Origin of the sequence: Haloplanus natans DSM 17983, assembly GCF_000427685.1 — an archaeon.
GTDB lineage: Archaea > Halobacteriota > Halobacteria > Halobacteriales > Haloferacaceae > Haloplanus > Haloplanus natans.
In genome coordinates this window covers 476729-500492 of record NZ_KE386573.1, presented here as the reverse complement: position 1 = coordinate 500492, position 23764 = coordinate 476729, and the positions used below count along the sequence as shown (strand labels likewise).

Below are 23764 nucleotides of genomic sequence, written 5' to 3'. Positions count from 1 at the left end.
TCGACCGGCCGGATCGTCCCGGGACGTTAGGGCATGATCAGGTCTTCGGTGGCGAGCGCCGACACCTTCTCTTTCATCGATCGCAGGTCCTTGGTCGGGAGCGGGATGTAGTTGTTCCCTTCGACGAAGACGGTCTGCCCGAACTCGTTGAGGAACATGTTGATGAACGCGGCCTCCCGTGCGTCGTACCCTCCGCCGTTGGGGTTGCCCTCCTGGATCAGCGTGTACATGTGGAGGTCGCGGTTGAGCGGGTAGTCGCTGTCGTAGATGGTGTTCTCAGCGTCCTTGTTGGGCTTGTAGACCGTCCCCTCGAAGTTGATGGCGATCGGACGGACCTGTGGCCCCGTGAACGCAAGCGCCATGTACGCGATGGCGCCCTCGTTCTGGGCGACGGCCTGGGCGACCTGCTGGTTCTGACCGAAGCGGGTGTCGACCCCCGGCATCGGCGCGTCCGCGCCGCCGAGCATGTTCAGGCGGAACGAGGTGTCCGTCCCGGAGCCCTCGGCGCGGCCGATGGCGTAAATCTCCTTGTCCGGGCCGCCGAGTTCGCTCCAGTTGGTGACCTCGTCTTGGTAGATCTGCCGGATCTCTTCGCCGGTCAACTGGGTGATGCCGGCGTCGTAGATGTCCTTGCTGACGACGACCGGCTGGCCGTCGCGGCCGACGACGTTGTCGACGACCGTGTTCTGTGCCTTCTGCTCGCTCCAGCCGAGTTCGGCCGTGATCGGCCCCGAGGAGTTGCCGATGTCGACAAGCCCCTCGGTGACGGCCTCACAGCCGGTCCCCGAGTGGCTCAGGCCGACCGTCGTCGGGAACGGCGGGTTGGAGCGCGTCTCGGTCGGCTCGAAGCCGAACTTCTGGGCGAAGTAATCGGCGAGGAGCATATCCGGCTGGCCGAGCTGTTCCCAGCCCGGCACCGTGCTCTCCGAGTTCGACCCCCAGTACTCGCCGTCGCTCGGCGGCGCGTTGGAGTTCCAGTAGGCACTGCCGGTGTTCGAGATGGGGTAGACGGTCGAGGAGCCCTCGGCGGAGAGCAGCGAGGTGCTCATACTGCCGCTGCTGGATTCCGTCTCCGTACTCCCGCCGCCCATGTCGGACTCGGTTTCGGTAGTGGATTCGGGAGTGGACTCGCCCTCGCCGCCGCCCCCACTCGACTGCCCGCCGCAGCCGGCCAGCCCGGCGATACCGACGGTACCAGTAGTTGCGATGAACGTCCGCCGTGAAACGCGACCGTTTCGGTCTGAGTCGTCAGACATCAATTAGAGAAGCCGTACGTCCGGTAAAGACGGTTTATATGAGGGGTAGTTGCTGACCCCATGTGACACCGTGACAAACATACCGCTACATATGTGCCAATAGCTGTTGTTACGTCCGAGACGGAAGGTATAACGCCGATTCGGCGAAACCGATGCGTGTGACCGACCACGCACTCGACGGGCTGTCACTGGACGCGGCCGTGGACGCGGTCGTCGCCCGGACCGGCGACGACCCCGACACGGTTCGGGTAGCGCTGAAACGGGTGACCGAAGAGGGAGAAGTGCGCCGCGAGATGGTCGACGACGCACTCGCCCACGTCTCCAAAGTAGTGTCGACCCCCGAAACCCGGGTGGAGAACGCCCGCATGCTGATCGACGACGCTCACGAGGCCGCCGACGCGGTCGATCATCTCGACAGCGTGGCCGCCCGACTCGACGACTTCGAGGATCGACACGCGGCGGTCGCGTCCCGCGTCGACGACCTCGGCGACCGTCTCCAGTCCGTCATCGCCCTCGCGGACGACCCCGACGCCATCTACGAGACTGCGGTCGAGATTCGCCGGCTCCACGCGGCGGCCAACTCGGCCCAGCACACCGCCGACGAACTCGGCGTCGACGCGGAGGAGTTGACCGCGTGGGTGCGGAATCCCGACCGCCGGCTGGACGCCCTCGACGCCGATGCCGACGCGGTGGCGGACTTCGTCGACGGCGTGGCAGCGACCCTCGACGCGCTCGAAGCCGGGGACGTGGACGCTGCCCCTGCCGCCGCCCGGTTCGACGCCGCCCTCAGACACCGGGTGTCCGGACTACTGCTCGACGACCTTCGGGCCGAGGTCGACGACCTGCACGCCTGGCCCGAGCCCGGTCCGGACGACACCCACGGCGCCGTCGACGCCGACGGCCTCGTTGCCCTCGACGACCGCCTTGCGGCCCTCGAGGAGCGGCGACAGTCGCTCGCCGACCGCCTCAACGACCACACGGGAACCGGGTGGCGGGACCGCTACGCTGACCGTCTGGCCGACTTCGAGGCGGCACTTGCCGAACACGCCCCGCCGGTCGACTGGGGGACGGTCGAGTCGCTGCTCGACGAGTACCGCCCGGAGACGGACGACGTGGAGTCGGCCTGATCGGGGTCGACTCCCTCATGCGGTTTATCGTGAGTCAGTACTGGTGATTCGCCGGAACGGATCGGCGAACCCCCGGTGAACAGTTACGATAAACACTATCAGTCGGCCCGTTCGGCCAGATCCAGCGCCGCGTTCGCCAGCACGGTCGCCGACCGATAACAGTCGGGCCAGCTCGTGAATTCGTCTTCGGTGTGACTCTTGCCGTCCTCGCTGACGGCAAAGACCATCGCCGTATCGCAGACTGCGGCGGCGTGGGTGGCGTCGTGGCCGGCGCCGCTCACCAGCCGACGGCCGTCGTACCCGAGCGCATCGACCGCGTCGGCGACGGCCTCGACCGGGCGGTCGGCGAAGTCGACGCTCGACGCCCGCATCGTGTGCTCGACCCCGTAGTCGACGCCCTCGCGCTCGGCCGCCGCGGCCACCTCCGCTTCCATCCGCTCGACGCCGCGGTCGAGGGTCGCCTCGTCGGGGTCGCGCACGTCCGTCGTGAACCGCACCGTCTCGGGGACGATGTTGACCGAGTTCGGCTCGACGGTCAGCGAGCCGACGGTGGCGACGCTCGCCTCGCCGAGGGTTCCGGGGAGGCGACGGAGCGCGGTCACGGCGTCCGCGGCGGCGACGAGCGCGTCGTCCCGGTAGTGCATCGGCGTCGTCCCCGAGTGGTTGGCCTGCCCCTCGAACGTCACCTCCGCCCACCGGAGACCGACGATACCGGTGACGATGCCCACGTCCGCGCCCGTCTCTTCTAGCCGCGGCCCCTGTTCGGGGTGGAGTTCGAGGTAGGCGTGGTACGGCTCCCGTGGCTCGGCCGGCTCCGACCCCCGGTAGCCGATGCGTTCGAGTTCGTCGAGCAGGCGAACCCCGTCGGCGTCCGTCTTCTCGTACTCCGTCTCGATGTCGTGGGCGCCGGCCCAGACGCCGCTTCCCTGCATCGCCGGCTGGAACCGCGACCCTTCCTCGTTGGTCCAGTTGACCACCTCGACCGGGCGGCGCGTCTCGATACCCCGATCGTTCAGCGTGCGGACGAACTCGAGGGCGGCGACGACGCCGAGCGCCCCGTCGTAGATGCCGCCGTACGGCTGGGAGTCGAGGTGGGAGCCGACGAGCACCGGTTCGGCGTCGGGGTCGGTGCCCTCGCGGCGGGCGAAGGTGTTGCCGAAGGCGTCGACCCGCACGTCGAGGCCGGCGTCGGCCGCGCAGTCGACGAACCAGTCGCGGGCCTCGCGGTCGGCGTCCGAGAGCGTGAGACGGTCGAGCCCGCCGCCCGCCGTGCCCCCGATGGCCGCCTGTTCCTCCATCGTTTCGACGAGTCGGTCGCGGTCGATATCGATCGTCATGCGTGCGTATCAGTGGTGGTGGGGTTAAATATGCAGACGCCCGCGAAACCCATTTGCCGTCGGGCGACGACCGGTCGGTATGGACGGGGACGACCCGCTCGCCGACCGCGAGTGGCGGCTGATCCGCGAGGAGTCGTGGTCGGGGCCGATGAACATGGCGCTCGACGAGATCGCGGCCGAGACGGCCGCCGCGGGCGGGCCACGGACCCTCCGGGTGTACCGCTGGGAGCCGAGCACGCTCTCGCTGGGCTACCACCAGGACCCCACGACCGTCGACTGGGAGCACTGCGAGCGCGAGGAAGTCGGCGTCACGCGGCGCCCGACCGGCGGCGGCGGCATCTACCACGACGCCCACGGCGACATCTCCTACACCGTCGTCGCGCCCGCGGAGGAACTCCCCGGCGACCTCGTCGAGTCGTATCACCGGCTCTGTGCCCCGATCCTCGACGCCTTCGAACGGATGGGTGTGCCGGCGCGATTCGCCGAGACGGGGCGTCCCGCCCGCCACCAGCCCGCCTGCTACCTGCGGGAACTCCACCCGGCACACGACGTGGTCGTGGCGTCCGGGGGGACGGAGCGCAAGGTGAGCGGCAACGCCCAGCACCGCCGGGCCGACGCCGTCGTCCAGCACGGGTCGCTCACGTACGCGACCCGGCCGGAGCGCCACCTCGCCGTCTTCGCCGACGCGGACGACGTGACGCCGGCGACGTTTCGGGATCGCGTGACGGGCATCGCGGATCACGCCGACATCGGCCGTGAGACGGCAGTCGAGCACCTGGAGGCGGCGCTCGCCGACTGGGCCGACGCCGAGGCGGGGACGTGGACCGCCGACGAACTCACCCGCGCACGCGACCGGGCGGCGGAGACGTACGCGACCGACGAGTGGACGCGACGCGACCCGAACGACCGTTAGAAGCCGAACGTATCCGGACCGGCCACGTCGAGTTCGTCGACGATAGCCTCGTGAATCTCGTGGACCGGCGGCGTGTCTCGCGTGGGGTCGAGCCAGTGTTCGCCGAGCCACCGGTAGCGGACGGTCAGATCCCCGTCGATCAGGAAACACGACCGGCGCGAGCGACGCGTGATTCCGAGCGTGCGGTAGGTGACGCCGAAGGCGTCGGACACGTCGAGGTCGGGGTCGGCATAGAGGGGAAAGTTCAGACCGAGGTAGTCGATGAACCGGCGGTGGAGGCCGGCGCTCGACTTGCTACAGCCGACGACCTGGACGTGGTCGCCGCTGGAAAACCAGTCGAAATCGCGGAACGAACACCACTCGTCGATACAGTCGGGGCTGAAATCCAGCGTATAGAAGCTGAGCAACACCGGTCGATCCGCGACCAAGTCGCCGAGTGCCACGGTCTCGGCCGTCCCGTCCGGGCGGACGAGCGTGGCGTCCACGGCCGGGACCGTCTCGCCGAGAGCTATCGGGCCGTCCATATGCTGGCCTTTAGCCGGCGGTGATAAAACGGTTAGCCTATGACTATCGTATTCGATACGCGGTCGTACACCCCTCCCGGCATCCAATCCACCCGCCGATTCGATACGCCTTTCCACGCTCACCACCACCACTCCCTATGCGAGTTGGAGCACACGTATCCGTCGCTGGCGGCGTCGACAACGCGGTCGGCAACCAGCGCGAGGTCGGCGGCAACTGCGGACAGATCTTCACCCACTCCCCCCAGGTGTGGCAGGACCCGAACGTCGGCGACGACGAGGCCGCGGCGTTCCGCGAGGGCACCGCCGAACATCTGGACGGCCCGTGGGTCATCCACTCCTCGTATCTCGTCAACCTCTGTACGCCGAAGGCGGACCTGCGCGAGAAGTCGGTCGACAGTATGCAACGCGAGGTTGACGCGGCGGCGACACTCGGCATCGAGTACGTGAACGTCCACCTCGGCGCACACACGGGCGCCGGCGTCGACGGCGGCCTCGACAACGCCGTGAGCGCCCTCGACGAACTCGACGTGCCCGACGACGTGACCGTCCTCGTCGAGAGCGACGCGGGGAGCGGGACGAAACTCGGCGGCGACTTCGAACACCTCGCGACGGTGCTTTCCGAATCGGCCCACGACCTCGGCGTCTGTCTCGACACCGCCCACGTCTTCGCGGCCGGCTACGACCTCTCGACGGCCGCGGGCGTCGACGAGACGGTCGACGAGTTCGACGACGTGATCGGCCTCGACAACCTCCACTGTCTCCACCTCAACGACTCGAAACACGCCTGTGGGACGAACAAGGACGAACACGCCCACATTGGCGAGGGCGAAATCGGCGTCGACGGCATGCGCCGGATCGTCACCCACCCGGATCTGCGCGACCGGCCGTTCGTCCTCGAGACGCCGACCGAAAACGCCAAGAGCTTCGCGTGGAACATCGACCGCGTGCACGAACTGGCGGCGGAGTAGCCACGGCGCTTTTCGGGCGACCCCCCGTACGAACGACGAATGCAACTCACGAGACGCGACGTGCTCGCGGCCGGGGCGGGAACCGTCGGCGCCGGCCTCGGTGCCGGCCGGGCGCACGGGCAGGCGGCGGACTCGGTGACCGTCGCGACGCGCAACTGCTATCTCGGCGCGAACCTCTTTCGACTCCTCGTCGCCGCGACGGAGGGCAGTGAGGCGGTGGACACCGCCGTGGGCGACCTCCTCCGGACGGTCGACCGGAGTCACGTCCCCGAACGCCTCGGCGCCATCGCGGCCGAAATCGAACGGACGGACCCCGACCTGATCGGACTGCAGGAGGTGGCGCTGATCCGGACCGGCGAGCCGACGGCCGGGACGACGCCAACCGCCACGGAGATTCGATACGACTTCCGGGAGACGCTGACGGCGGCACTCGACGAGCGCGGCCTCCCCTATCGCGTCGTCGACGCGGTGACGACCACCGACATCCAACTGCCGGCGACGGTCGACGGCGAGCGCCGCGCCGTCCGCCTGACCGACCGCGACCTGTTGCTCGCCCACGAGTCGGTGGCGACGAGCGAGGTGGCGACGGGGCGGTTCGACGCCGCCGTCTCGCTCTCGGACGGCGACCGCTCGATTGCGGTCGAGCGCGGCTACCTCGTCTCGGACGCGTCGGTCGGCGGGACGCGCCTGACCGTCTGTAATACACACCTCGAATCCGTCTCGGCCGGGACGCGTCTGGCGCAAGCACGGGAAATCGAGACCCTCCTGAGCGGGCGCGCCGACCCGGTCGCCCTCGTCGGCGACCTCAACAGCGGCCCCGGCGGTTCGCGGGGCGCCTACGACCACCTCACGGGCCCTTTTCGCGACGCCGCGACGGGCGTCGGCAACACCTGCTGTCACGCGGCGGGGCTCCGGAACGACGCCCCGTCGCTCACGGCGCGGATCGACCACGTCCTCGTCCGTGGCGGCCTGGGGACGACGGACGCGACGCGGGTCGGCGCCGAATCGGAAGATCGCATCGCGGTCGACGACGACCGACTCTGGCCGTCGGACCACGCGGGCGTGGTGGCGACGCTGACGCCGGGAGCGGCCGAAACGGCGACGCAAACGGCGACCGAAACGGCGACGCCGACACCGACGGGAACGCCCGAGCCGTCGCCCACCGCGTCCGACGGCGTGTCGGTCCGCGTCGACGACGACACCAGCGTCCGGGTACCCGGCTTCGGCGTCGGCGCCGGCGTCGCCTCGGTCGTCACAGTCGCCCTCGCCGCCCGGCGACTGGTCGAGGACGACTGATTTTTGATGCCCGGCGCGGTACGACTCCCGTGCGCAACTTCTCGGCCGACTACCTCCGGCGGACGCGGGCGGGCCTGTGGTCGTCACGCGAGGCGCTCGACGACCTCGACTTGCCGTCCCGGGAGCGCATCCTCGACGTGGGCTGTGGGACGGGCGAGTTGACGCGGGTGCTCGCCGCGGAGGCCGGCGACTGCGAGGTGGTCGGCGTCGACGCCGACCCGTCGCTCCTGCGGGTCGCCCGCGAGGAAACGGGGCGGCCGGTCGTCGCGAGCGACGCGCTGGGACTGCCCGTCCGCGACGGCGGCGTCGACCTCGTGACGTGTCAGGCGCTCTTGGTGAACCTGCCCGATCCGGTCGCGGCGCTCCGGGAGTTTCGCCGCGTCGCGAGCGACGCCGTCGCCGCCGTCGAACCCGACAACGGCGACGTGGCCGTCGAGTCGACGGTGGAGCGCGAAGTCGCCCTCGAACGCCGGGTTCGCGAGGCGTATCTCGACGGCGTGAACACCGACGTGGCGATGGGCGACCGCGTCGTCGAGGCGTTCGAGGCCGCCGGCCTCGTCGACGTGCGGACACGGCGGCACTACCACCGGAAGGTGATCGAACCGCCGTACGACGAGGCCGACCTGCAGGACGCGACCCGGAAGGCAACGGGGGCGGGGCTGGCCGACCACGAGACCGAACTCCGTCGCGCGGTGGGCGAGGAGTACGACGACCTGCGGGCCGCGTGGCGTGAGATGGGCCGCGAGGTGGTCGCAGCGATGCGGGCGGAGACGTATCGCCGGGCCGAGGTGGTACCGTTCGACGTGACGGTCGGACGGGTGCCAGTGGAACGGGAGTTCGAGTAGGAACGTGGCCAGCACCCGTGTCTGACCGTCATCACGGGGCGCGTCGCGGCCGTGCGAGCCACCGCCTCGTGTGCGTTCCCGGCGTCACCGGTTCGTCCGCACGGGTCGACGAACCCGACTGTCGACGGGTCGTCACGACGGGCCGCCGAGTCGCCAGCAGTGACCGTCGGCGGAGCGTCTTACGAAGTCCAAGGAGAGAGCCCTGGGCTTTAGCGCGGGGAGGATGTCAAACCACGTCGCCCCGGACCGTCCGGCCCGTCGCCTCGGCGCGACGTTCGCGCATCACCGCGGCCGCCTCGGCCGCCTCGTCCTCGTCGAGACCCAGCATCTCCAAGGCACCGGAGAGGGTCGGGAAGGCGAGTTCGCCGCCGCGGAGTTTCGCCATCGCGTCGTCGTCGCGTCGGCCGTCGGCGTAGAGGCAGACGCCGCGAGGGTCGAGAATCTCCTCGTACGCGTCGCGAGCCATCGCCCCCCGAAGCCGCTGGGTGACGTTGTCCGAGAAGGAGGCGTTGCACACCTCGAGGTGGATCGGTTCGTCGTCGGCAATCAGATGAGCGGCGAGACAGCGTTCGGGCGCCGCGTGGCCGTTGTCGTTCGCGCGGACGCTATCCGGATAGGTCTCGGCCCAGTCGGCGTCGACCGTCTTGCCGACGCCGGCGACGCCGTAGCGCTCCTCGAACGCGGCCGAACGGTCGTCGTCACCGCGCATGAGGAGATCCTTCGTGACGTACACATCGAGGCGGTCGATCGGATCGAGTCCGAGGGCCACGTCGCCGTACACCCACACCTCCCGGACGGGGACGGGGAGGAGGGCGTCGTCGGTGGCGGCCCGATCGACCAGATCGACGATGTCGGCGACCCGGTCCAGCGCGACAGCTCTGTCCATCACCCGCCCTTACGCGCCGGCGCGCAAAACGGTTGTCCAACGAAACCGTGATACGGCCCGCCCGGCAAGGGGGCGCCGATGGACTGCGACAAATGTGGTCGCGAGGCGGTGATGCACGCCGCCTACTCCGGCGCCCACCTCTGTGACGACCACGTCCGCGCGTCGGTCGAGAAGCGGGTGCGTCGCCGGGTTCGCGAGGACGGTCTCCTGCCCGCGGACGCCTCGCCCGAGAACCCACAGACGTGGGTGATCGGCCTCTCGGGCGGCAAGGACAGCGTCGTCCTCACCCACATCCTCGACGAGACGTTCGGCCGTGATCCCCGCGTCGACCTCGTTGCCCTCTCGATCCACGAGGGAATCGAGGGCTACCGCGACGAGAGCCTCGACGCTTCTCGGGCGCTGACCGCCGACCGCGGCCTCCGACACGAGGTGGTGTCGTACGCGGACGAACTCGGCGTTCGGATGGACGACGTGGTCGAGAAAGATCCCGAAAACATGGCGGCCTGTGCGTACTGCGGCGTGTTCCGGCGTGATCTGCTCGAATCCTACGCCGACGAACTCGACGCCGACAAACTCCTCACGGGCCACAATCTCGACGACGAGGCCCAGACGGCGCTGATGAACTTCTTCGAGGGCGACCTGAAACAGATCGCCAAGCATTTCGACGCCAGCCTCGGGCCGTTCGACCGGCGGGCCGAGAGCTCGCAGTTCGTTCCACGAGCCAAACCCCTGCGCGACGTGCCGGAGAAGGAGGTGGCGCTGTACGCCCACCTCGCGGACCTGCCGGCCCACATCACGGAGTGTCCACACGCGAGCGAGGCCTACCGCGGGGAGATACAGGAACTCCTCCTCGGGATGGAGGAGGCCCACCCGGGAACCCGGCACTCGATCATGGCGGGCTACGAGGAACTCGCCGAACTCGCGGCACAGCGGTACCGCGAGGATGGATCGAGCGATCTGGGCGAGTGCGACCGCTGTGGATCGAGCACGGGCGGGCGCATCTGCCGGAAGTGTCGACTCGTCGCCTCTATCGAGGCGGTGTAAGACACGCGCGGCCCGAAAATAGGTGCTCTGAGAGCCGTCCGTGGCCTACCGAATCACGTCGATGCCGTTACGCTTCTCGACCTGTTCGCGGCCGCCGTCGGACCAGGACGCCTGATCCTGCCCGACGTTGTCGGTGGCTTCGAATTCCGAAACGTCCTCGCCGTTGAGGCTCCGACGAGATTTTTCGGCTTGCCGCTGCGTCGACGGGCCGAGGACCTGTGCGCTCTGAACGCCGGTCATGATGGCCATGACCCGCACCTTGCCCTTGTACTCCTCCTGGATGCGCGCGCCCCAGATGACGTTGGCGCTTGCCTCCAGTCGTTCGGTGATGTTGTTGGCGATACCCTCGGCCTCTTTCAGCGTGAGGTCCGGGCCGCCCGTGATGTGGACGAGCCCGCCGGAGGCCCCACGGTAGTCCACGTCCAAGAGCGGGTGGTTCATCGCGTCGCTCACCACCTCCTGGGACTTGTTTTTGTCCTGAGTCTCGCCGACGAGCATCACCGCGACGCCGCCCTGGTTCATGATCGTGGACATGTCCGCGTAGTCCAGATTGATGAGCGAGGGCTGGGTGATGGTCTCACTGATGCCCTTGACGGTCTCTGCGATGATCTGGTCCATCACGGAGAACGCCTTGCCGATCGGCAGGTTGGGCACGTAGTCGAGCAGGCGGTTGTTGTCGAGGACGATGATCGAGTCCGCTTCGCCGCGGAGCTTTTCGAGCCCTTCCTCGGCCTTGACGGTACGGGCGCGCTCGACGTTGAACGGCGTCGACACCATGCCGACGACGATGGCGCCCTGCTCTTTGGCGATCTTGGAGACGACGGGCGCGGCACCGGTCCCGGTACCGCCGCCCATCCCGGCGGTCACGAAAACGAGGTCGGCCTCGCCGAGGACTTCCTTGATCGTCCCCTGGGCCATCTCGGTCGCACGCTCGCCCATCGAGGGGTCGCCACCGGCGCCGAGCCCCTGCGTGAGCGACTTGCCGACGAGGATCTTCGTGTCGGCTTCGATCATCTTCAGGTGCTGTTTGTCGGTGTTGATCGCGACCGTCTCGGCACCGTCGACGCCAATGTTGTACAGGCGGTTGACGGTGTTGTTACCGGCGCCGCCGGCGCCGACGATGACGATGCGCGGGTCGCCGAACGAGTCGTCGTCGTCGGCGTCGCGCTGTTCGGCCTCTTCACGCTCGATGGCGTCTTGGACGAATCCCTGCATCGTTACACCTTCGCCCAGCTGCGGTTGCGCTTGCGGTTGTCGTCACGGGACTCGCTCTGTTCGTTGAGCATCTCGCGGACTGCCGAGCGGATGGCCTCGCTTCGGTTCGGGAACTCTCCCGTCTCGACCATCTGTTCGACCTCCTCGATCTGCTGCTTCGGAATTCGTAGTGTCACACGCTCCATTGTTGCATTCCCCCGGTAAGACGGATGGGGCGACGCCCCGATGTGCTGTCTTACACGGGTCAACCGGACGACGACGGGGGTTCGACCCCGCGGCCGGCGGCCCTGTAAGACGACCGTCTTACGCGAACGTACCAAGAGACCAATACCTTATAAAATTAACGGCCGTTGTAAGACAAACGGCGTTTACACCGCTTACGGCCGGTCGAGCACGTCGGCAGCGGGTGTCCGTCGCCCACAACTCGGACAGAACGCCCAGTCGGATCGGAGTTCGTCGCCACAGTCGCAAAACACCCGGTGAGCGGACTTCTCGCCGCAGTTCGGGCAGTAGACGTGGCCAGCAGACATCTCCTCGCCACACTGGGAACACGCGTTTCGCTGCCCGGCCGCGTTCCGCGAGTCCGACGCGTCGTCCGGCGTTTCACGATCCGTCTTACGCGCCGCCGGGTCGGTCTCACGGTCGACGGACACGTCGGGTTGGGCCGTCGAATCGCCGTCCAGCGTGACGTTGACGTTGATCGCCGGCGGCTCGCGCGGTGCAAACGCGTACTCCGCGAGCAACGCTTCGAGCCGGTCCGACCCGCCGCCCGGCGACTCCTCACGCTCCGCGTCGTCGAGGTAGGTGCGCAACGCCTCGCGCATCACCTCGCTTTTCGAGGCGTCGAACGCCTCTAACCGCTCGACGAGGTCGTCGTCGGCGCGGAACGTGATCTTGCTCATCGTTCACAGACACGCAGGCCGGTTATTTGAAACCTTCGCGAGTGTCTGACGCCTGTCTGTCGGACGGCCGACGCGGCGGTGAGTGGTGGTGGCTACGCAGCCGACGCCAGCCGTCGGCGCTCCGCGCCGAGCAGTCGCGCCCACAGCGCGAACAGCCAGCTATCCAGCCCGTACGCCGCGTCCACGTCCCGAACCCACGTCTCGTCGGAGAAACAGAGGGCCTGGAACCGCCGGACGCGGGGCGAGAGCGACGGCCGTGAGCCAGCGTAGTACGACAGCGTCTCACGGAGCGCCCGGTCGAGGAAGCCCGTGGGCACGTCGACGCCGTCGGCCGTCGCCGCGTGCCGGAACCACTCGACGTGTGTCACCGCCGCGGCGAGGACGAACCGCTCGCGAAAGCCCGAGACGCCGGTGAGTGGCGACGCCCCCGCGACGAACGTATCACGCGGGCGCGGGAACCGGGGCGCCGTCGTCGTCAGTCCCGTCGCCGTCGCTACCTCGCGGGCGAGCCGTCCGAGGCGCCGTTCGAGGACCCGGGCCAGCGGCACCACCGCCAGTTCGTACCACGGCGGCATCCACTCACAGAACGGCTCGGAGTAGACGGCGTCGCCGAGAAAGACGCCGACGACCGACTCGGCCTCGCGCCGCGACAGCGTCGCCGGATCGGTGCGAAGCGTCGTCGCCACCGCCTCGCCGTCGATCCGGCCGGCGCCCGGGAAGTCCATCCCGTCGGCCACGCGACGGGTGTACGCCCGTCCGGCCAGATACCAGTCGGCGGCGTCGGCGGGCGTTCGCATCGTACGGAGCCGGACGACAGTCACGGCCGAACGTTTGCCGGCGGCGACGTAACTCTTCCCCGTCCCCGGCCCCGACCGCGAGTCGGAAACGTCGTCGTTCGTCGGCGCCAGCGACCGCGACAGCGATAGTTAAAGTGGCTCGACACCGAGGTTTCGGCAGACCGTGCCCGTGTCGTTCGACCTCTTCGGGACGCTCGTGACGGCGTCGATGCCCGACGATCCGGCCGCCGCCGTCGCCGCCGAGCTTCGCGACCGGGGTGTCGCCGTCCCCGACGACTGGGCGTCCGCCTACCGGACCCCTCACCTCGACGTTCCCGAGGCCGCCGAGATTCCCCTCCCCGCCCACGTCGCCGCCGCGCTCCGGAGCCGGGGCGTCGAGGCGGTAGACACCGCCGTCAGACGCGCCGTGATCGCCGCCTTCGACCCCGACGTGTCCCGCCGACCGGGCGTCGACGCCGCCCTCGACGCTGCCCGTCGACGCGGCCCAGTCGGTCTCTGTTCGAACTGTAGCGTCCCCGAACTCGTCCCGCGGACGCTCGTCCGCGCCGACCTCCGGGGCGCGTTCGACGCCGTCGTCACCAGCGCCGCCTGCGGCTTCCGCAAACCCCACCCGCGTCCGTTCGAGACGCTCGCGACCGAACTGGGCGTCGACTCCGCGGCCCTCATCCACGTCGGCGACGACCCCGACGCCGACGGCGGGATCAAGGCCCTCGGCGGGCGGTTCGTCGACGTGCGTGAGACTCCCTTGTCGGCTCTCGACGACGTGCTGGGAGGCGAACCGTGCCGCTGATCGCGGCGGGAAGCGTCGCCCTCGCGGCGCTCGGCGACCGACTCGTCGCCGAACCGCCCGCTCGCTACCACCCCGTCGCGTGGCTCGGCCGTGCGCTCGGGCCGCTCGACCGGCCGTGGCGCCGTCCCCGGCTGGCGGGCGTCGCGACGGCGCTGCTCGTCCCCCTCCTCGCCGCGGGCGCCGTCGCAGGCGTCGTCGCGGTCGGGAGCCGACTCGACCCGCTCGCCGGCGGCGCCCTCGCCGGCCTCGTACTCTTCGTCTCGACCAGCCGGCGGATGCTCGTCGCCGAGGCGCGCGCCGTCGTCGCGGCGAGCGAGTCGGACCTCCCGGCGGCGCGGACGCGCCTGCGCTCGCTGGCCGGGCGCGACGCGGCGCCCCTCTCCGCCGGCGAGGTGCGGAGCGCCGCCGTCGAGAGCGCCGCCGAGAACCTGAGCGACGGCCTCGTGGCACCGCTGGCCGGCTTCGCCCTTCTCGCGCCGTTCTCGCTGCCCGCGGCCGCGGGTGCCGCCGCGTGGGTCAAGGCGGTCAACACCCTGGATTCGACCTTCGGCTACCGCTCGGTGCCGATGGGCTGGGCGCCCGCCCGCCTCGACGACGCCGTCATGTTCCTCCCCGCACGCGCAAGCGCCGTCTTACTCTCCGTCGTCGCCGGCCGTCCCGGTGCGCTCCGGCGCGCGCGGCCGCTCGCCCGCCGCCCCGCCTCGCCCAACGCCGGGTGGCCGATGGCGACACTCGCCGTCGCGTTGGACGTTCGGCTGACGAAACCCGACGCGTACGACCTGAGCGAGGACCGACGGTCCTCGGACGGCGAGGCGTCGGAGACGCCTCGGGTAACCGACGAAGCCGGTGACAGTCTGACGGAGTCCGACGACGCCGGCCCCGCCCTGCCGACGCCCGCCGACGCGACGCGGGGTGTCGCCGTCGTCTCGCGGGCCGGGTGGCTCGCGTTCGGGCTGGCGGGAGTGATCGCCCTGTGTTGACCGCCGTCCGCGGCGCCCTCGCCTTCCTGACGCGCCTGCCCGTCGGCGGCGGCGAGGCGGGCTGGGACGCCTTCCGTCGGACGCCCGCCGCGTTCGTCGTCGCCGGCTACGTCGTCGGCGGCCTCGCCGCGCTCCCCCTCCTCCTTCCCGTCCCCGTCTCGACGGCGGCGGCCCTGTATCTCGCGACGCTCTATCTCGTCACCGGCGTCACCCACGTCGACGGCCTCGCGGACTGTGGTGACGCCGCGGCGGCCCACGGGGCCGACGACCGGCGCTCGGCCCTGAAGGACTCCCGGATCGGCGTCGGCGGCCTCCTGGTGGTCGGCCTCGCCCTCCTCGCTCTCGCGTTCGGCGCCCTCGGCGTCGCCGGCGCCGGCCCCCGGATCGCCGCCCGACTGATCCTCGCGAGCGAGGTGAGCGCCAAAGTCGGCATGGCGACGCTCGCCGCCCTCGGGACGCCGGGCCACGAGGGCCTCGGCTCGGCCGTCGTCGGCGAGTCCAACGGCGCCGCCCTCCTGCCAGTCGTCGTCGCCGCCGCCCCCGCCGCGCTCCTCGCGCCGGCCGGGGCCACGCCGGCGCTCGTCGTCACGCTCCTGGCCGGCCCGGCCGTCGCGCTCCCCGTCGGCCGCTGGGCGACGGCCCACCTCGGCGGCGTCACCGGCGACGCGCTCGGCGCCGCGAACGAACTCGCCCGCGTCGTCGCGCTCCACGCGGGGGTGGTCGCGTGGACGCTCTGGTGATGTGTGGCGGGCGGGGGACGCGGCTGGGACGGAGCGAAAAGCCGCTGGTCGAGGTGACCGGGACGGCGATGGTCGACCGGGTGTGTGAGGCCCTCCTCGCGAGCCGCGGCGACGACGTCTACGCCGCCGTCTCGCCGCATACACCGAGGACGCGCGCGCACCTCGACCCGTCGGCCGTGACCGTCTTCGAGACGCCCGGGGAGGGGTACGTGGCCGACCTGACCGCGGCGCTGGAGCGGGTCGGCCGTCCGGCGCTGACCGTCGCCGCCGACCTCCCCCTGCTCACGCCCGGCACCGTGAACCGCGTCCTCGACGCGGCGGCCGACGCCGAGGGATCGCTCACCGTCGCCGTCCCCGTCGCCCTAAAGCGCAGACTGGGCGCGAGCGTCGATTCGACCGTCGGGGACGGCTCGCTCGCCCCCACCGGCGTCAACGTCGTCGCCGGAACCGACGACGACATATACGTCAGCGACGACACGCGACTCGCCGTGAACGTGAACCGACCGCGGGATCTGTGGGTTGCGGAGGCGCTGTCGTGACCAGGTTCGTCCTCGTCGCGGGGACGACGGAGACGGCGCGGATCGAGGGGATCAGCGCCGCGGGCGCCGACCCCGCCCTGGTGGCACACACCCCGAGCGCCGACGCCGAACTGATCGAGTACGGCCACCTCGTTCGCGCGCCCGCCGTCCCCGTGAGCCCGACGGGCTGTCCGACGCCCGCGGCCGTCACGCGCGCCGTCCGCGAGCAGGTGGGGTTCGAGACGCTCGTCGTCGACGCCGGCCTCGCCGAACCGACCGGCGCGCCGACCGTCGACGTGGGCGCAAAGCCCGGCCGGGACGTACGGGAAGCCGATCCGGTGCCGACCGCGCCGGGTGCCTGGGTCGCCGCCCGCGAACTGGGACACGCGCTCCCCGACGACGAACTCGTGATCGGGGAGACGATTCCCGGCGGCACTACGACGGCACTCGGCGTCTGCCGGGCGCTCGGGGTCGGCGAGGCGCCACGGGCGCCTCGGGAAGACGGCGACGCCGTCACCGTTCCCGTCTCCTCGTCGCTCCCGGAGAACCCGCGCGACCTGAAACGGCGGGTGGTCGACGACGGGTTCGCGGCGAGCGACCTCGACCCGGGCGACGCCGCCTACCGCCCGAAACTCGCCGTGCGCTTTCTCGGTGACCCGACACTCGCCGTCGTCGCCGGCCTCGTCGCCGGGGCGCTGGAGTCGGGGACCGACGTGGTCCTCGGCGGCGGGACGCAGATGCTCGCCGCCGCCGCGCTGGTCCGACACGCGGGTGTCGCGGACCCGTTGACCGTCGCCACGACGACGTACGTCGCCGCCGAAACCGATCTGAGGGCGGCCGCGGCCGGCCTCGACTGCGAACTCGTCGTCACCGATCCCGGCTTTGCGGGGCGGGACGACCCCCTCGCCCGCTACGCGGCGGGCGAGGCGAAGGAGGGGGCGGGCATGGGCGGCGCGCTCTATCTGGCGGATCGGTCGGGGTCGCTCGGCGCCGTCGCGGACGGAACGCTTGAGGTTGTGGAGCGTGTGAACGATTCGTATGGACCCTGACGCCGTGGCCGACGTGACACGCGTGCCACATGGGGGGGCGTCGGACGCAACCCTGTTGGACTTCAGCGCCAACACCAATCCGGAACGACCGCAGGGGGTGGTGAGCGTCTACGAATCGGCGTACGCCGCCGCGACGCGGTATCCGGAGGACGACTACTGCGAGTATCGGACCGCGGCGGGGGAGTATCTGGGCTGTGAACCGCTGAACGTCGTACCCACGGCCGGCGGCATCGAGGCGCTCCGACTCGCCTTCGGCGTGACGCTCGACACCGGCGACGACGCCCTCCTCCCCGAACCGGGGTTCGGCGAGTACGACCGCGAGGTACGGCTACAGGGCGCCACGCCGAACTTCGTCGCCCACGACCGCATCCTGGAAACCGACCCGGCGCCGTACGACGTCGTCGTCGTCTGCAACCCGAACAACCCGACCGGAGTCGGCTATCGCCGCGCGGACCTCGTGGCCTACGCCCAGGAGTGCCGACGCGCCGAAACGACCCTGATCGTCGACGAGGCGTTCCTCGATTTCACCGACTACCGAACGCTCGCGGGCGAACCCGGCGTCGTCGTCGTGCGGTCGCTGACCAAGGTGTTCGGGCTGCCGGGTCTTCGGATGGGACTGGCCGTCGCGACGGGCGGTCTGCACGAACGCCTCGAAGTCGCCCGGCCGGCGTGGGGACTCTCGACGCCCGCGGCCGACGTGGGCGCCTACTGTCTGCGGCAGACGAAGTTCGTCGCCGAGACGCGCGACCGGGTGCGCACGGAACGCGCCCGCGTCGCCGACCGCCTGCGCGACTCGTTCGAGGTGTACCCCTCCGAGGCACCGTTTCTCCTCCTCGGCGTCCACGATCGGTCGGTGAGCGACGTGATCGACGAAGCCCGACGCGACGGCATCGTCGTCCGCGACGCGACGACGTTCCGCTCCCTCGACGCCCACATCCGCGTCGCCATCCGTCGCCGTCACGAGAACGACCGGCTGCTCGACGCCCTGCTGTGACCGCCGTGTTCGACGCGACGGTCAGGGACGGCGTCTGTCGCCTCGCCCGCACCGGCACGCGCTGGCTCTCGACCGGGTACGCGGGCGGCGACGGTCGCGCCCCCGCGGCCTACAACTGCACCGTCCCCGAGGGCTGGACGCGGACCGACCTCGACGCCTACGTCGCCGAACGGCTCGACGCCGCGGGTTTTTCCGCCGACGGCCCCGCGCTCCTGACCGGCGTCGCCCAGCGGCACGCCCGCCGGGCGCGACTCGGCCCCGTCGAAGCCGTCGCCACGGCTGGCGTGTCGAATCCCGCCGCCCTCCCGGTCGACGCGGCGGCGCGGACGGACGGCGGGCATCACGCCGGCACCGTCAACGTCGTCGTGGGCACCACCCGCTCGCTCGCGCCCGGAGCGCTCCCGAACCTCCTGACCGTCGCGGCCGAGGCGAAGGCGGCGACCCTGCTCGAACTCGCCGGCATCCCCGGGACGACGACGGACGCCGTCGTCGCCGCCTGTGACCCCGCGGGCGACCCCGCCCGCTTTTCGGGGAGCGCGACGGCCGTCGGCGGGGCCGCCCGCGCCTGCGTCCGCGACGCCGTCGCCGCCAGCCTCCGCTCGCGACACCCCGACGGCGAGTACGCCGCCGAGGCGGGCGTCGTCACCGACGAACGAGCGGCGGTGACACGGCTTCCCACATCGGACCCTTGAAGCCCGCGCCGGGCCGAAGCAGGGGTATGAGCGAGGATAGCGAGCCGCGACGATCCCCGGTCGACGACGACGGGGCGCCCGCCCCGCAGGCACCGGCCGAGTTCGGCCGCGTACAGGTGTGGTGGGGGGACGGGAAGGGCAAGACCACTGCCGCCCTCGGCATGGGCTTTCGCGCCGCCGGCCACGGCTACCGGGTGCACTGCCTGCAGTTTATGAAAGGCGGCGCGGCGAGCGTCGAAGACGTGCGCGGCGAGTACGCGGCCATCACGCAGGTCGACGGCTTCAGCTACGAACACAGCGGCCACTACGGCTGGCACGGCTTCGCCGACGGGAGCGACGACGCCGACCACGCGGCGAAGGCCCGGGGCGGCCTGGAACGCGCCCGCGACCTGATCGACGGGGCACGGGACGTGGACCTCTCGGCACCGCTTCCCCTCGACGGCGACCCCGCGAACGGCGTCCACATGTTGATCCTCGACGAAATCCTGTACGCCGCCAACCGCGGGCTCGTCGACCCCGACGACGTGGTCGGGCTCGTGGAGTCGAAACCCGAGGGGCTGGAACTCGTCTGTACCGGTGGCCACGACCACCCGGACTACCTCGCCGACCGTGCCGACCTGGTGAGCGAGGTCCGAAAGGAGCGACATCCGATCGACGCGGGACAGCGGGCGCGGAAGGGGACCGAGTTCTGACACCGTCCCGACACTCGCGGGCCAACGGCCGGTCGGGCCAAGGGTTTTGCCGACTGCTCCCTAGCGCCGAGTATGACGCACACCCCCGGCGAGACGGTCCGTGACTGCCTCTCCGGCCTCGACGCCGCGGCGCTGACGGAGTTCGTCGCGGCGGTGTACGCGGCTCGCGGGTGGACGGTCGAGCGCGAGGGCGACGCCGCCGACCTGCTGGCCACGCCGCCCGGGGCCGACCGGCCGCGACGGCTCGCGGTCAGTTGCGACGACGCCGTCGCCGTCGCCGTCAGGCACGAAGGCGAGGTGACGAGCCTCGATGCCGACGACGTCGGCCGGATGGCGTGGTACGCCCTCGACTCGACGGCCCGGGAGCGGCTGTTCCGGGATTTCCTCGGCGCCGACCCCGACGACTTCGACCCGCCGTCGACGGCGGACGCATCGAGCGACGCCGGCGCCGACGGGGAAGCGACGCGGACGGCCGACGACCCGCCGGAGAGGGAGTCGGGAAACGACGAGGGCGGGGTCCCGGCGCGCCGCGCGTTCGCCGCCGGACTGGCAATCGTCCTCGTCGTCGCCATCGTCGCCGCGACCGGCCCGGCGCTCACGTCGTCGGGGATGGACGGGAGCGAGGTGGACGGTGCGGACGACACGAACAGCACGCCCAGCGACTACTCGGCCGCGGAAGCGGCGACGCGTCGTCTCGACACCGGATGGAACGCGACAGACGACGACGAGCCCGCTCGCCCGGGCGTGATCGCGGTGTCGTCGGCACCCGAGCCGCGGCCACCGGGCGTCACCGCCGTGGGTATCGCGAACGCCTCGGCGCTGGCCGACGCCCACGAAGCGGCGCTCGACGGGCGCTCGTACCGCCTGACCGTCCACCACCGCGAGTTCGTCGACGGCGCGCCGACTGGCTTCGTCGCGGAGCGGACGGTCGTCGAGAACGCCACCCGCTACCGCACGGACCTGCGGTGGGTCGGGACCGTCCGGCAGGACCCGCGGGCCGTCGGCAACACCTCGGCGTTCGCCAACGGGCAGGTGCGGTACGTCCGTCTGGCCGGCGAGGCGGGGACGGCGGTCGAAACCGAACTCCGGCCGGAAGACCGGGTCGCCAGTCGGAGCGAGCGATATCTCCGGGGAGTGTTGAGGGGAAGCGACACGAGGGTCGTCGGCGCCTTCGAGCGCAACGGCACGACGCGTTTCTGGATCGCCGTCAGCCGCGACGAGAGTGCGGGCGCCGAGACGACCGGGAGCCTCCTCGTCGACGAGCACGGACTCGTCCACGAACTCCACCACGAGTACGTCTACCGACCGTCCGACGGCCCGCCGGTTCGGGTCGTCGTCACGATGCGTCTCGCGCCCGGAAACGTCTCCGCGTCGCCGCCGCCGTGGCTCGACGACGCGCCGTGAGCCGCGGCAGAAACGTTTTGCGCGTCAAGGCGTAGGAACGGGTATGACTTCGGTGCCGGGGACGGCGTTCCGGGCCCACCTCGCGACGCTGGATCGCGAGACGGCGATAGCGTTCACCGCGGCGGTGTACGACGCGCGCGGGTGGACGGTCGAACGCGATGCCGACGACACCGCCGATCTGCTGGCGACGCCACCCGGCGCCGACCGGCCGCGACGCCTCGTCGTCCGGGTCGGTGGGGACGGGACGACGGCCCCGTCGGACGCGGACCGCCTCGTCGACGCCGCGACGCTCCACGAGTTGGTGGCGTACGCCCTCCCGACGACCGAGCGGACGCGCCTCTGCCGGGACGTTTTCGACCGCGATCCGGGATCGTTCGGGGCCGCCGAGGAGTGTGGAGGCGACGGCCCGGACACGACGGGGCGGAGGGCGGCGAACACGGACGGACTCGACGAGGACCGAAACGACGACTCGGGCGCAGCGGAGGGGCGGGACGGGGCGTCGCCCCGGCCGGTCGCGCCGGCGAGCGACGACGGAGTGGGGAAGTCGGGGCCGGACGGCGATCGGTCGGAGTGGCTCGGCCGCGTCGCGGTGGTCGGCCTGGCGCTCTCGCTCGCCCTCGGCGGCGTCGTGACCGCGACGGGATCGAGCGGCGTCGACATCGGTTCGCCGGCGGCCCTCTTCGGGGGGAACGGGACCGAAACGGCGACCGACGAGTCGGCGGCCGCGTTCCCGCGGGGCATCGACGAGACGGGCGTCACGAACGCGGCGGCGCTCGCGAACGCCCACGAGGCCACGCTGTCGAACCGATCGTACCGCCTCACGGTCACGTACCGGGAGTTCGAGGACGGTGAACTGCGGGGCGTCGCCCACGAGCGAGCGCTCGTCGCGTCGCCGGATCGCTACCGGTCGCGCGTGCGGCGCCTCGGCTCGCTCGGCCACGAGGAGACCGTCGTCGCGTCGGGGTCGATGTACGCGAACGGCTCGGTTGGCTACATCCGGACGGGCAACGGCGTGCGGAGGCGGATGGCGGTTCGGTCGACCCTCGGCTCGTCGGCCGAGGCCGTGAGCTTCGTCGACCGGACCGAACGAACCATCCAGTGGTATCTCAGCGCCAACGAGACCCGGATCGTCGGGCGGACGGAACGCAACGAGACGACGACGTACCGCGTCGCCTTCGAGGGCGACCCGTGGCCCGAATCACGGAACGTGACGGGATGGGCGCGCGTCGACGAGACGGGGCTGGTGCGCGAACTCCACCGGTCGTACACGCCCGCGATAGAGCCGGGCGTCCGGATCGAGGTGACGATTCGGATCGTCCCCGGCCCCGTGACCGTGACGCGGCCGGCGTGGATGGCGGCGACGAACACCACCGCCGACGGGCGGGCGCCGGCCCGCGTCACCTCCTGACCGGCGGGGACTCCCCCGCGTCGAGCCACGGCGGCGGCGACGCGGTCACGTTCGTGGGTTCGATCCGGACCGTGACGACGGTGCGGACCGTCGACGCTTCGGGCGGGAGGTAGGCGTACTCGTGACGAATCTCGTGGACGAGGCCGCGCTCGTCGACGAGGATGCTGTCTATCGCGTCGGTGCCCCCCGGCGGCCGGCGGCGGAGGTCGATCCAGACGTAGGTCGTCCCCTCGCGTTCGAACGAGCCGACGACGGCCGCGTCGTCGACGTCGAGCACGCCCCGGAGATGCGTCGCGGTGCGGTTCGCGAACGGATCGACCGCGGGGTCGACGGCGACGCTTCGCCAGCCCGGACCATCCGCCGTTCCGGACTCGGGGCCGCGCTCGGTGAACCTGATCGTCCCGTCGGCCTCGGTGGCGGTAGTCAGCCGGACGAACCGCATCGTGCCGTCGGCGTACGCCGAGGTGGTGCCGATGGCCCGCGGCTGCTGCCGGAACGTCCCGATCACGGACACGTCCGAGCGATACCGGGTCGGCCCCTCGACGACCGCCCGCTCCCACGCGAATGCGGTCGGCCGCCCGCCGACGAACTCGCGGGCGACGACCGAGAGCCGGTACGAACGCCCGTCGAGCGCCGCTTCGTGGGCGTCGGCCAGCGCCGAGGCGTTCGTGATTCGTGATGCCCGTCGCATCGACGCCGGGCGGCAACGGGCCGTCGACCGCCACCACGCCGGCGTGTGTCGACGGGACGGCGCGGTCGGTGGCCGGCGCCTCGGACCCCGCGTCGTCGGGGGTGTCGGTCGTCGCGTCCGCGCCGGCCACGGCGTCCTCACCGGTCGGCGCGAGCGTCGGTCCGACCACGACGGCGACGATGCCGACCACGGACAGGATAGCGACGGCGACGACGAGTCGGCGCCCGAATCGGAGCGAGGGGTCGCTGGCGACCGAGGCATCAGCCCGTGGATCGGCCGTCGACTCGGGCGGCGCGTCGGTCTGTGGCTCGGCCGTCCCCGTCTCGACGGCGTCGACGGCCGCCGGCCCCTCGAAGGCGTCCGGCTCGCAGTCGAAGAAGTCCCGGAACAGGCGCGTACGGGCCGCGTCGTCGACGGCGTAGCGCAGCAGTTCCAGGAGGGCGGCGGCGTCGACGACGGTCGGCTCCCCGGTACCGGCTCCGTCGGCGTCGATGACGAGCGTCGGCACGACCACGCCGTCGGCGTCGGTCGGCGGTCGGTCGACGGGCGCGACGACGAGTCGGCGCCAGTCCCGCGTCCCTGCGGGCCGAACCCGCAGGTCGTCGCCGTCCCGGTCGAGTTCCCACCCACGGGCCCCGTACACCGCCGCGACGAACTCCGTCAGCGCCGCGGCGTCGAGCGACAGCAGCAGGTCCC

At 71.1% G+C, this 23764-nt stretch carries 26 protein-coding genes; 17 read left to right on the top strand and 9 right to left on the bottom strand.

The window, feature by feature from the left end:
* Window positions 1-26: 26 nt before the first annotated feature.
* Complete coding sequence (locus HALNA_RS04975; protein WP_049935288.1) at window positions 27-1256, bottom strand: substrate-binding domain-containing protein; 1230 nt, start codon at window positions 1254-1256, stop codon at window positions 27-29.
* 158 nt (window positions 1257-1414) lie between these two features.
* Between HALNA_RS04975 and HALNA_RS04970 the strand changes: the two genes are divergently transcribed.
* Window positions 1415-2383 carry a hypothetical protein gene (locus HALNA_RS04970; protein ID WP_049935287.1) on the top strand — a complete coding sequence of 323 codons (969 nt, stop codon included), beginning with the start codon at window positions 1415-1417 and terminating at the stop codon, window positions 2381-2383.
* 98 nt (window positions 2384-2481) lie between these two features.
* Here the strand turns inward: HALNA_RS04970 and HALNA_RS04965 are convergent, their stop codons facing one another.
* Window positions 2482-3720: a Zn-dependent hydrolase gene (locus HALNA_RS04965; RefSeq protein ID WP_049935286.1), complete on the bottom strand. Its 1239-nt coding sequence runs from the start codon at window positions 3718-3720 to the stop codon at window positions 2482-2484.
* Between the two features lie 79 nt (window positions 3721-3799).
* On the opposite strand from HALNA_RS04965, the gene HALNA_RS04960 reads away from it, so the two are divergent.
* Window positions 3800-4633 (top strand): lipoate--protein ligase family protein, encoded by an 834-nt coding sequence (locus HALNA_RS04960; RefSeq protein ID WP_049935285.1) that lies wholly within the window; start codon window positions 3800-3802, stop codon window positions 4631-4633.
* On the opposite strand, the gene HALNA_RS04955 is transcribed toward HALNA_RS04960, so the two are convergent.
* Window positions 4630-5157, bottom strand: a complete 528-nt coding sequence (locus HALNA_RS04955) for a redoxin domain-containing protein (protein WP_049935283.1) — start codon at window positions 5155-5157, stop codon at window positions 4630-4632. The two genes, HALNA_RS04960 and HALNA_RS04955, sit on opposite strands and share 4 nt — an antisense overlap.
* A 137-nt stretch (window positions 5158-5294) precedes the next feature.
* Between HALNA_RS04955 and HALNA_RS04950 the strand changes: the two genes are divergently transcribed.
* The 3 genes from HALNA_RS04950 to HALNA_RS04940 are packed head-to-tail and all read left to right on the top strand — an operon-like array spanning window position 5295 to window position 8266.
* Window positions 5295-6125, top strand: a complete 831-nt coding sequence (locus tag HALNA_RS04950) for a deoxyribonuclease IV (RefSeq protein ID WP_049935282.1) — start codon at window positions 5295-5297, stop codon at window positions 6123-6125.
* A 39-nt stretch (window positions 6126-6164) separates the two neighbouring features.
* Complete coding sequence (locus HALNA_RS04945; RefSeq protein WP_049935281.1) at window positions 6165-7421, top strand: endonuclease/exonuclease/phosphatase family protein; 1257 nt, start codon at window positions 6165-6167, stop codon at window positions 7419-7421.
* Window positions 7422-7450: 29 nt separating this feature from the next.
* Window positions 7451-8266 carry a class I SAM-dependent methyltransferase gene (locus HALNA_RS04940; RefSeq protein ID WP_049935280.1) on the top strand — a complete coding sequence of 272 codons (816 nt, stop codon included), beginning with the start codon at window positions 7451-7453 and terminating at the stop codon, window positions 8264-8266.
* A gap of 226 nt (window positions 8267-8492) precedes the next feature.
* On the opposite strand, the gene HALNA_RS04935 is transcribed toward HALNA_RS04940, so the two are convergent.
* Window positions 8493-9152 (bottom strand): DUF7095 family protein, encoded by a 660-nt coding sequence (locus HALNA_RS04935; RefSeq protein WP_049935279.1) that lies wholly within the window; start codon window positions 9150-9152, stop codon window positions 8493-8495.
* Window positions 9153-9230: 78 nt separating this feature from the next.
* Between HALNA_RS04935 and ncsA the strand changes: the two genes are divergently transcribed.
* Complete coding sequence (gene ncsA / locus HALNA_RS04930; RefSeq protein ID WP_049935278.1) at window positions 9231-10196, top strand: tRNA 2-thiolation protein NcsA; 966 nt, start codon at window positions 9231-9233, stop codon at window positions 10194-10196.
* A 45-nt stretch (window positions 10197-10241) separates the two neighbouring features.
* Here the strand turns inward: ncsA and ftsZ are convergent, their stop codons facing one another.
* The 4 genes from ftsZ to HALNA_RS04910 form a co-directional block, all read right to left on the bottom strand.
* On the bottom strand, window positions 10242-11411 hold the full coding sequence (gene ftsZ, locus HALNA_RS04925; RefSeq protein ID WP_049935277.1) for a cell division protein FtsZ: 1170 nt from the start codon (window positions 11409-11411) through the stop codon (window positions 10242-10244).
* A 2-nt stretch (window positions 11412-11413) separates the two neighbouring features.
* Complete coding sequence (locus tag HALNA_RS04920) at window positions 11414-11596, bottom strand: ribbon-helix-helix domain-containing protein (protein WP_049935276.1); 183 nt, start codon at window positions 11594-11596, stop codon at window positions 11414-11416.
* Between the two features lie 192 nt (window positions 11597-11788).
* Complete coding sequence (locus HALNA_RS04915) at window positions 11789-12313, bottom strand: double zinc ribbon domain-containing protein (protein ID WP_049935274.1); 525 nt, start codon at window positions 12311-12313, stop codon at window positions 11789-11791.
* Between the two features lie 92 nt (window positions 12314-12405).
* Entirely contained in the window at window positions 12406-13134 is a 729-nt protein-coding gene (locus tag HALNA_RS04910; protein ID WP_245575997.1) for a hypothetical protein, read from the bottom strand.
* 139 nt (window positions 13135-13273) lie between these two features.
* Here HALNA_RS04910 and HALNA_RS04905 point away from each other — a divergent pair, with 139 nt between their 5' ends.
* From HALNA_RS04905 to HALNA_RS04860, 10 genes are all read left to right on the top strand, one after another.
* A complete protein-coding gene (locus HALNA_RS04905) occupies window positions 13274-13900 on the top strand; it encodes an HAD family hydrolase (protein ID WP_049935272.1) in 627 nt (208 codons plus the stop codon).
* Window positions 13891-14880 (top strand): CobD/CbiB family cobalamin biosynthesis protein, encoded by a 990-nt coding sequence (locus HALNA_RS04900; protein ID WP_049935270.1) that lies wholly within the window; start codon window positions 13891-13893, stop codon window positions 14878-14880. Before HALNA_RS04905 ends, HALNA_RS04900 begins: the two co-directional genes overlap by 10 nt.
* Complete coding sequence (gene cobS / locus HALNA_RS04895; RefSeq protein WP_049935269.1) at window positions 14874-15620, top strand: adenosylcobinamide-GDP ribazoletransferase; 747 nt, start codon at window positions 14874-14876, stop codon at window positions 15618-15620. The genes HALNA_RS04900 and cobS overlap by 7 nt, the downstream gene beginning before the upstream one ends.
* Window positions 15620-16159, top strand: coding sequence for an NTP transferase domain-containing protein (locus tag HALNA_RS04890; RefSeq protein WP_049937968.1), 540 nt, complete (start codon window positions 15620-15622; stop codon window positions 16157-16159). Before cobS ends, HALNA_RS04890 begins: the two co-directional genes overlap by 1 nt.
* On the top strand, window positions 16156-17187 hold the full coding sequence (locus HALNA_RS04885; protein WP_049935268.1) for a nicotinate-nucleotide--dimethylbenzimidazole phosphoribosyltransferase: 1032 nt from the start codon (window positions 16156-16158) through the stop codon (window positions 17185-17187). The genes HALNA_RS04890 and HALNA_RS04885 overlap by 4 nt, the downstream gene beginning before the upstream one ends.
* Entirely contained in the window at window positions 17177-18181 is a 1005-nt protein-coding gene (locus HALNA_RS04880) for a threonine-phosphate decarboxylase (protein WP_049935266.1), read from the top strand. The genes HALNA_RS04885 and HALNA_RS04880 overlap by 11 nt, the downstream gene beginning before the upstream one ends.
* 5 nt (window positions 18182-18186) lie before the next feature.
* A complete protein-coding gene (locus tag HALNA_RS04875; protein ID WP_049937967.1) occupies window positions 18187-18873 on the top strand; it encodes an adenosylcobinamide amidohydrolase in 687 nt (228 codons plus the stop codon).
* A gap of 26 nt (window positions 18874-18899) precedes the next feature.
* Window positions 18900-19565, top strand: a complete 666-nt coding sequence (locus tag HALNA_RS04870; RefSeq protein ID WP_049935265.1) for a cob(I)yrinic acid a,c-diamide adenosyltransferase — start codon at window positions 18900-18902, stop codon at window positions 19563-19565.
* 72 nt (window positions 19566-19637) lie between these two features.
* On the top strand, window positions 19638-20969 hold the full coding sequence (locus HALNA_RS04865; RefSeq protein ID WP_049935264.1) for a hypothetical protein: 1332 nt from the start codon (window positions 19638-19640) through the stop codon (window positions 20967-20969).
* Window positions 20970-21012: 43 nt separating this feature from the next.
* Window positions 21013-22377 carry a hypothetical protein gene (locus HALNA_RS04860; protein WP_049935262.1) on the top strand — a complete coding sequence of 455 codons (1365 nt, stop codon included), beginning with the start codon at window positions 21013-21015 and terminating at the stop codon, window positions 22375-22377.
* Here the strand turns inward: HALNA_RS04860 and HALNA_RS04855 are convergent.
* The gene (locus HALNA_RS04855) at window positions 22367-23068 is read right to left on the bottom strand and encodes a hypothetical protein (protein WP_049935261.1); all 702 of its coding nucleotides are present in this window, start codon (window positions 23066-23068) and stop codon (window positions 22367-22369) included. The two genes, HALNA_RS04860 and HALNA_RS04855, sit on opposite strands and share 11 nt — an antisense overlap.
* Here HALNA_RS04855 and HALNA_RS20485 point away from each other — a divergent pair.
* The gene (locus HALNA_RS20485; RefSeq protein ID WP_049935259.1) at window positions 23056-23490 is read left to right on the top strand and encodes a hypothetical protein; all 435 of its coding nucleotides are present in this window, start codon (window positions 23056-23058) and stop codon (window positions 23488-23490) included. The two genes, HALNA_RS04855 and HALNA_RS20485, sit on opposite strands and share 13 nt — an antisense overlap.
* Window positions 23491-23764: the final 274 nt, after the last annotated feature.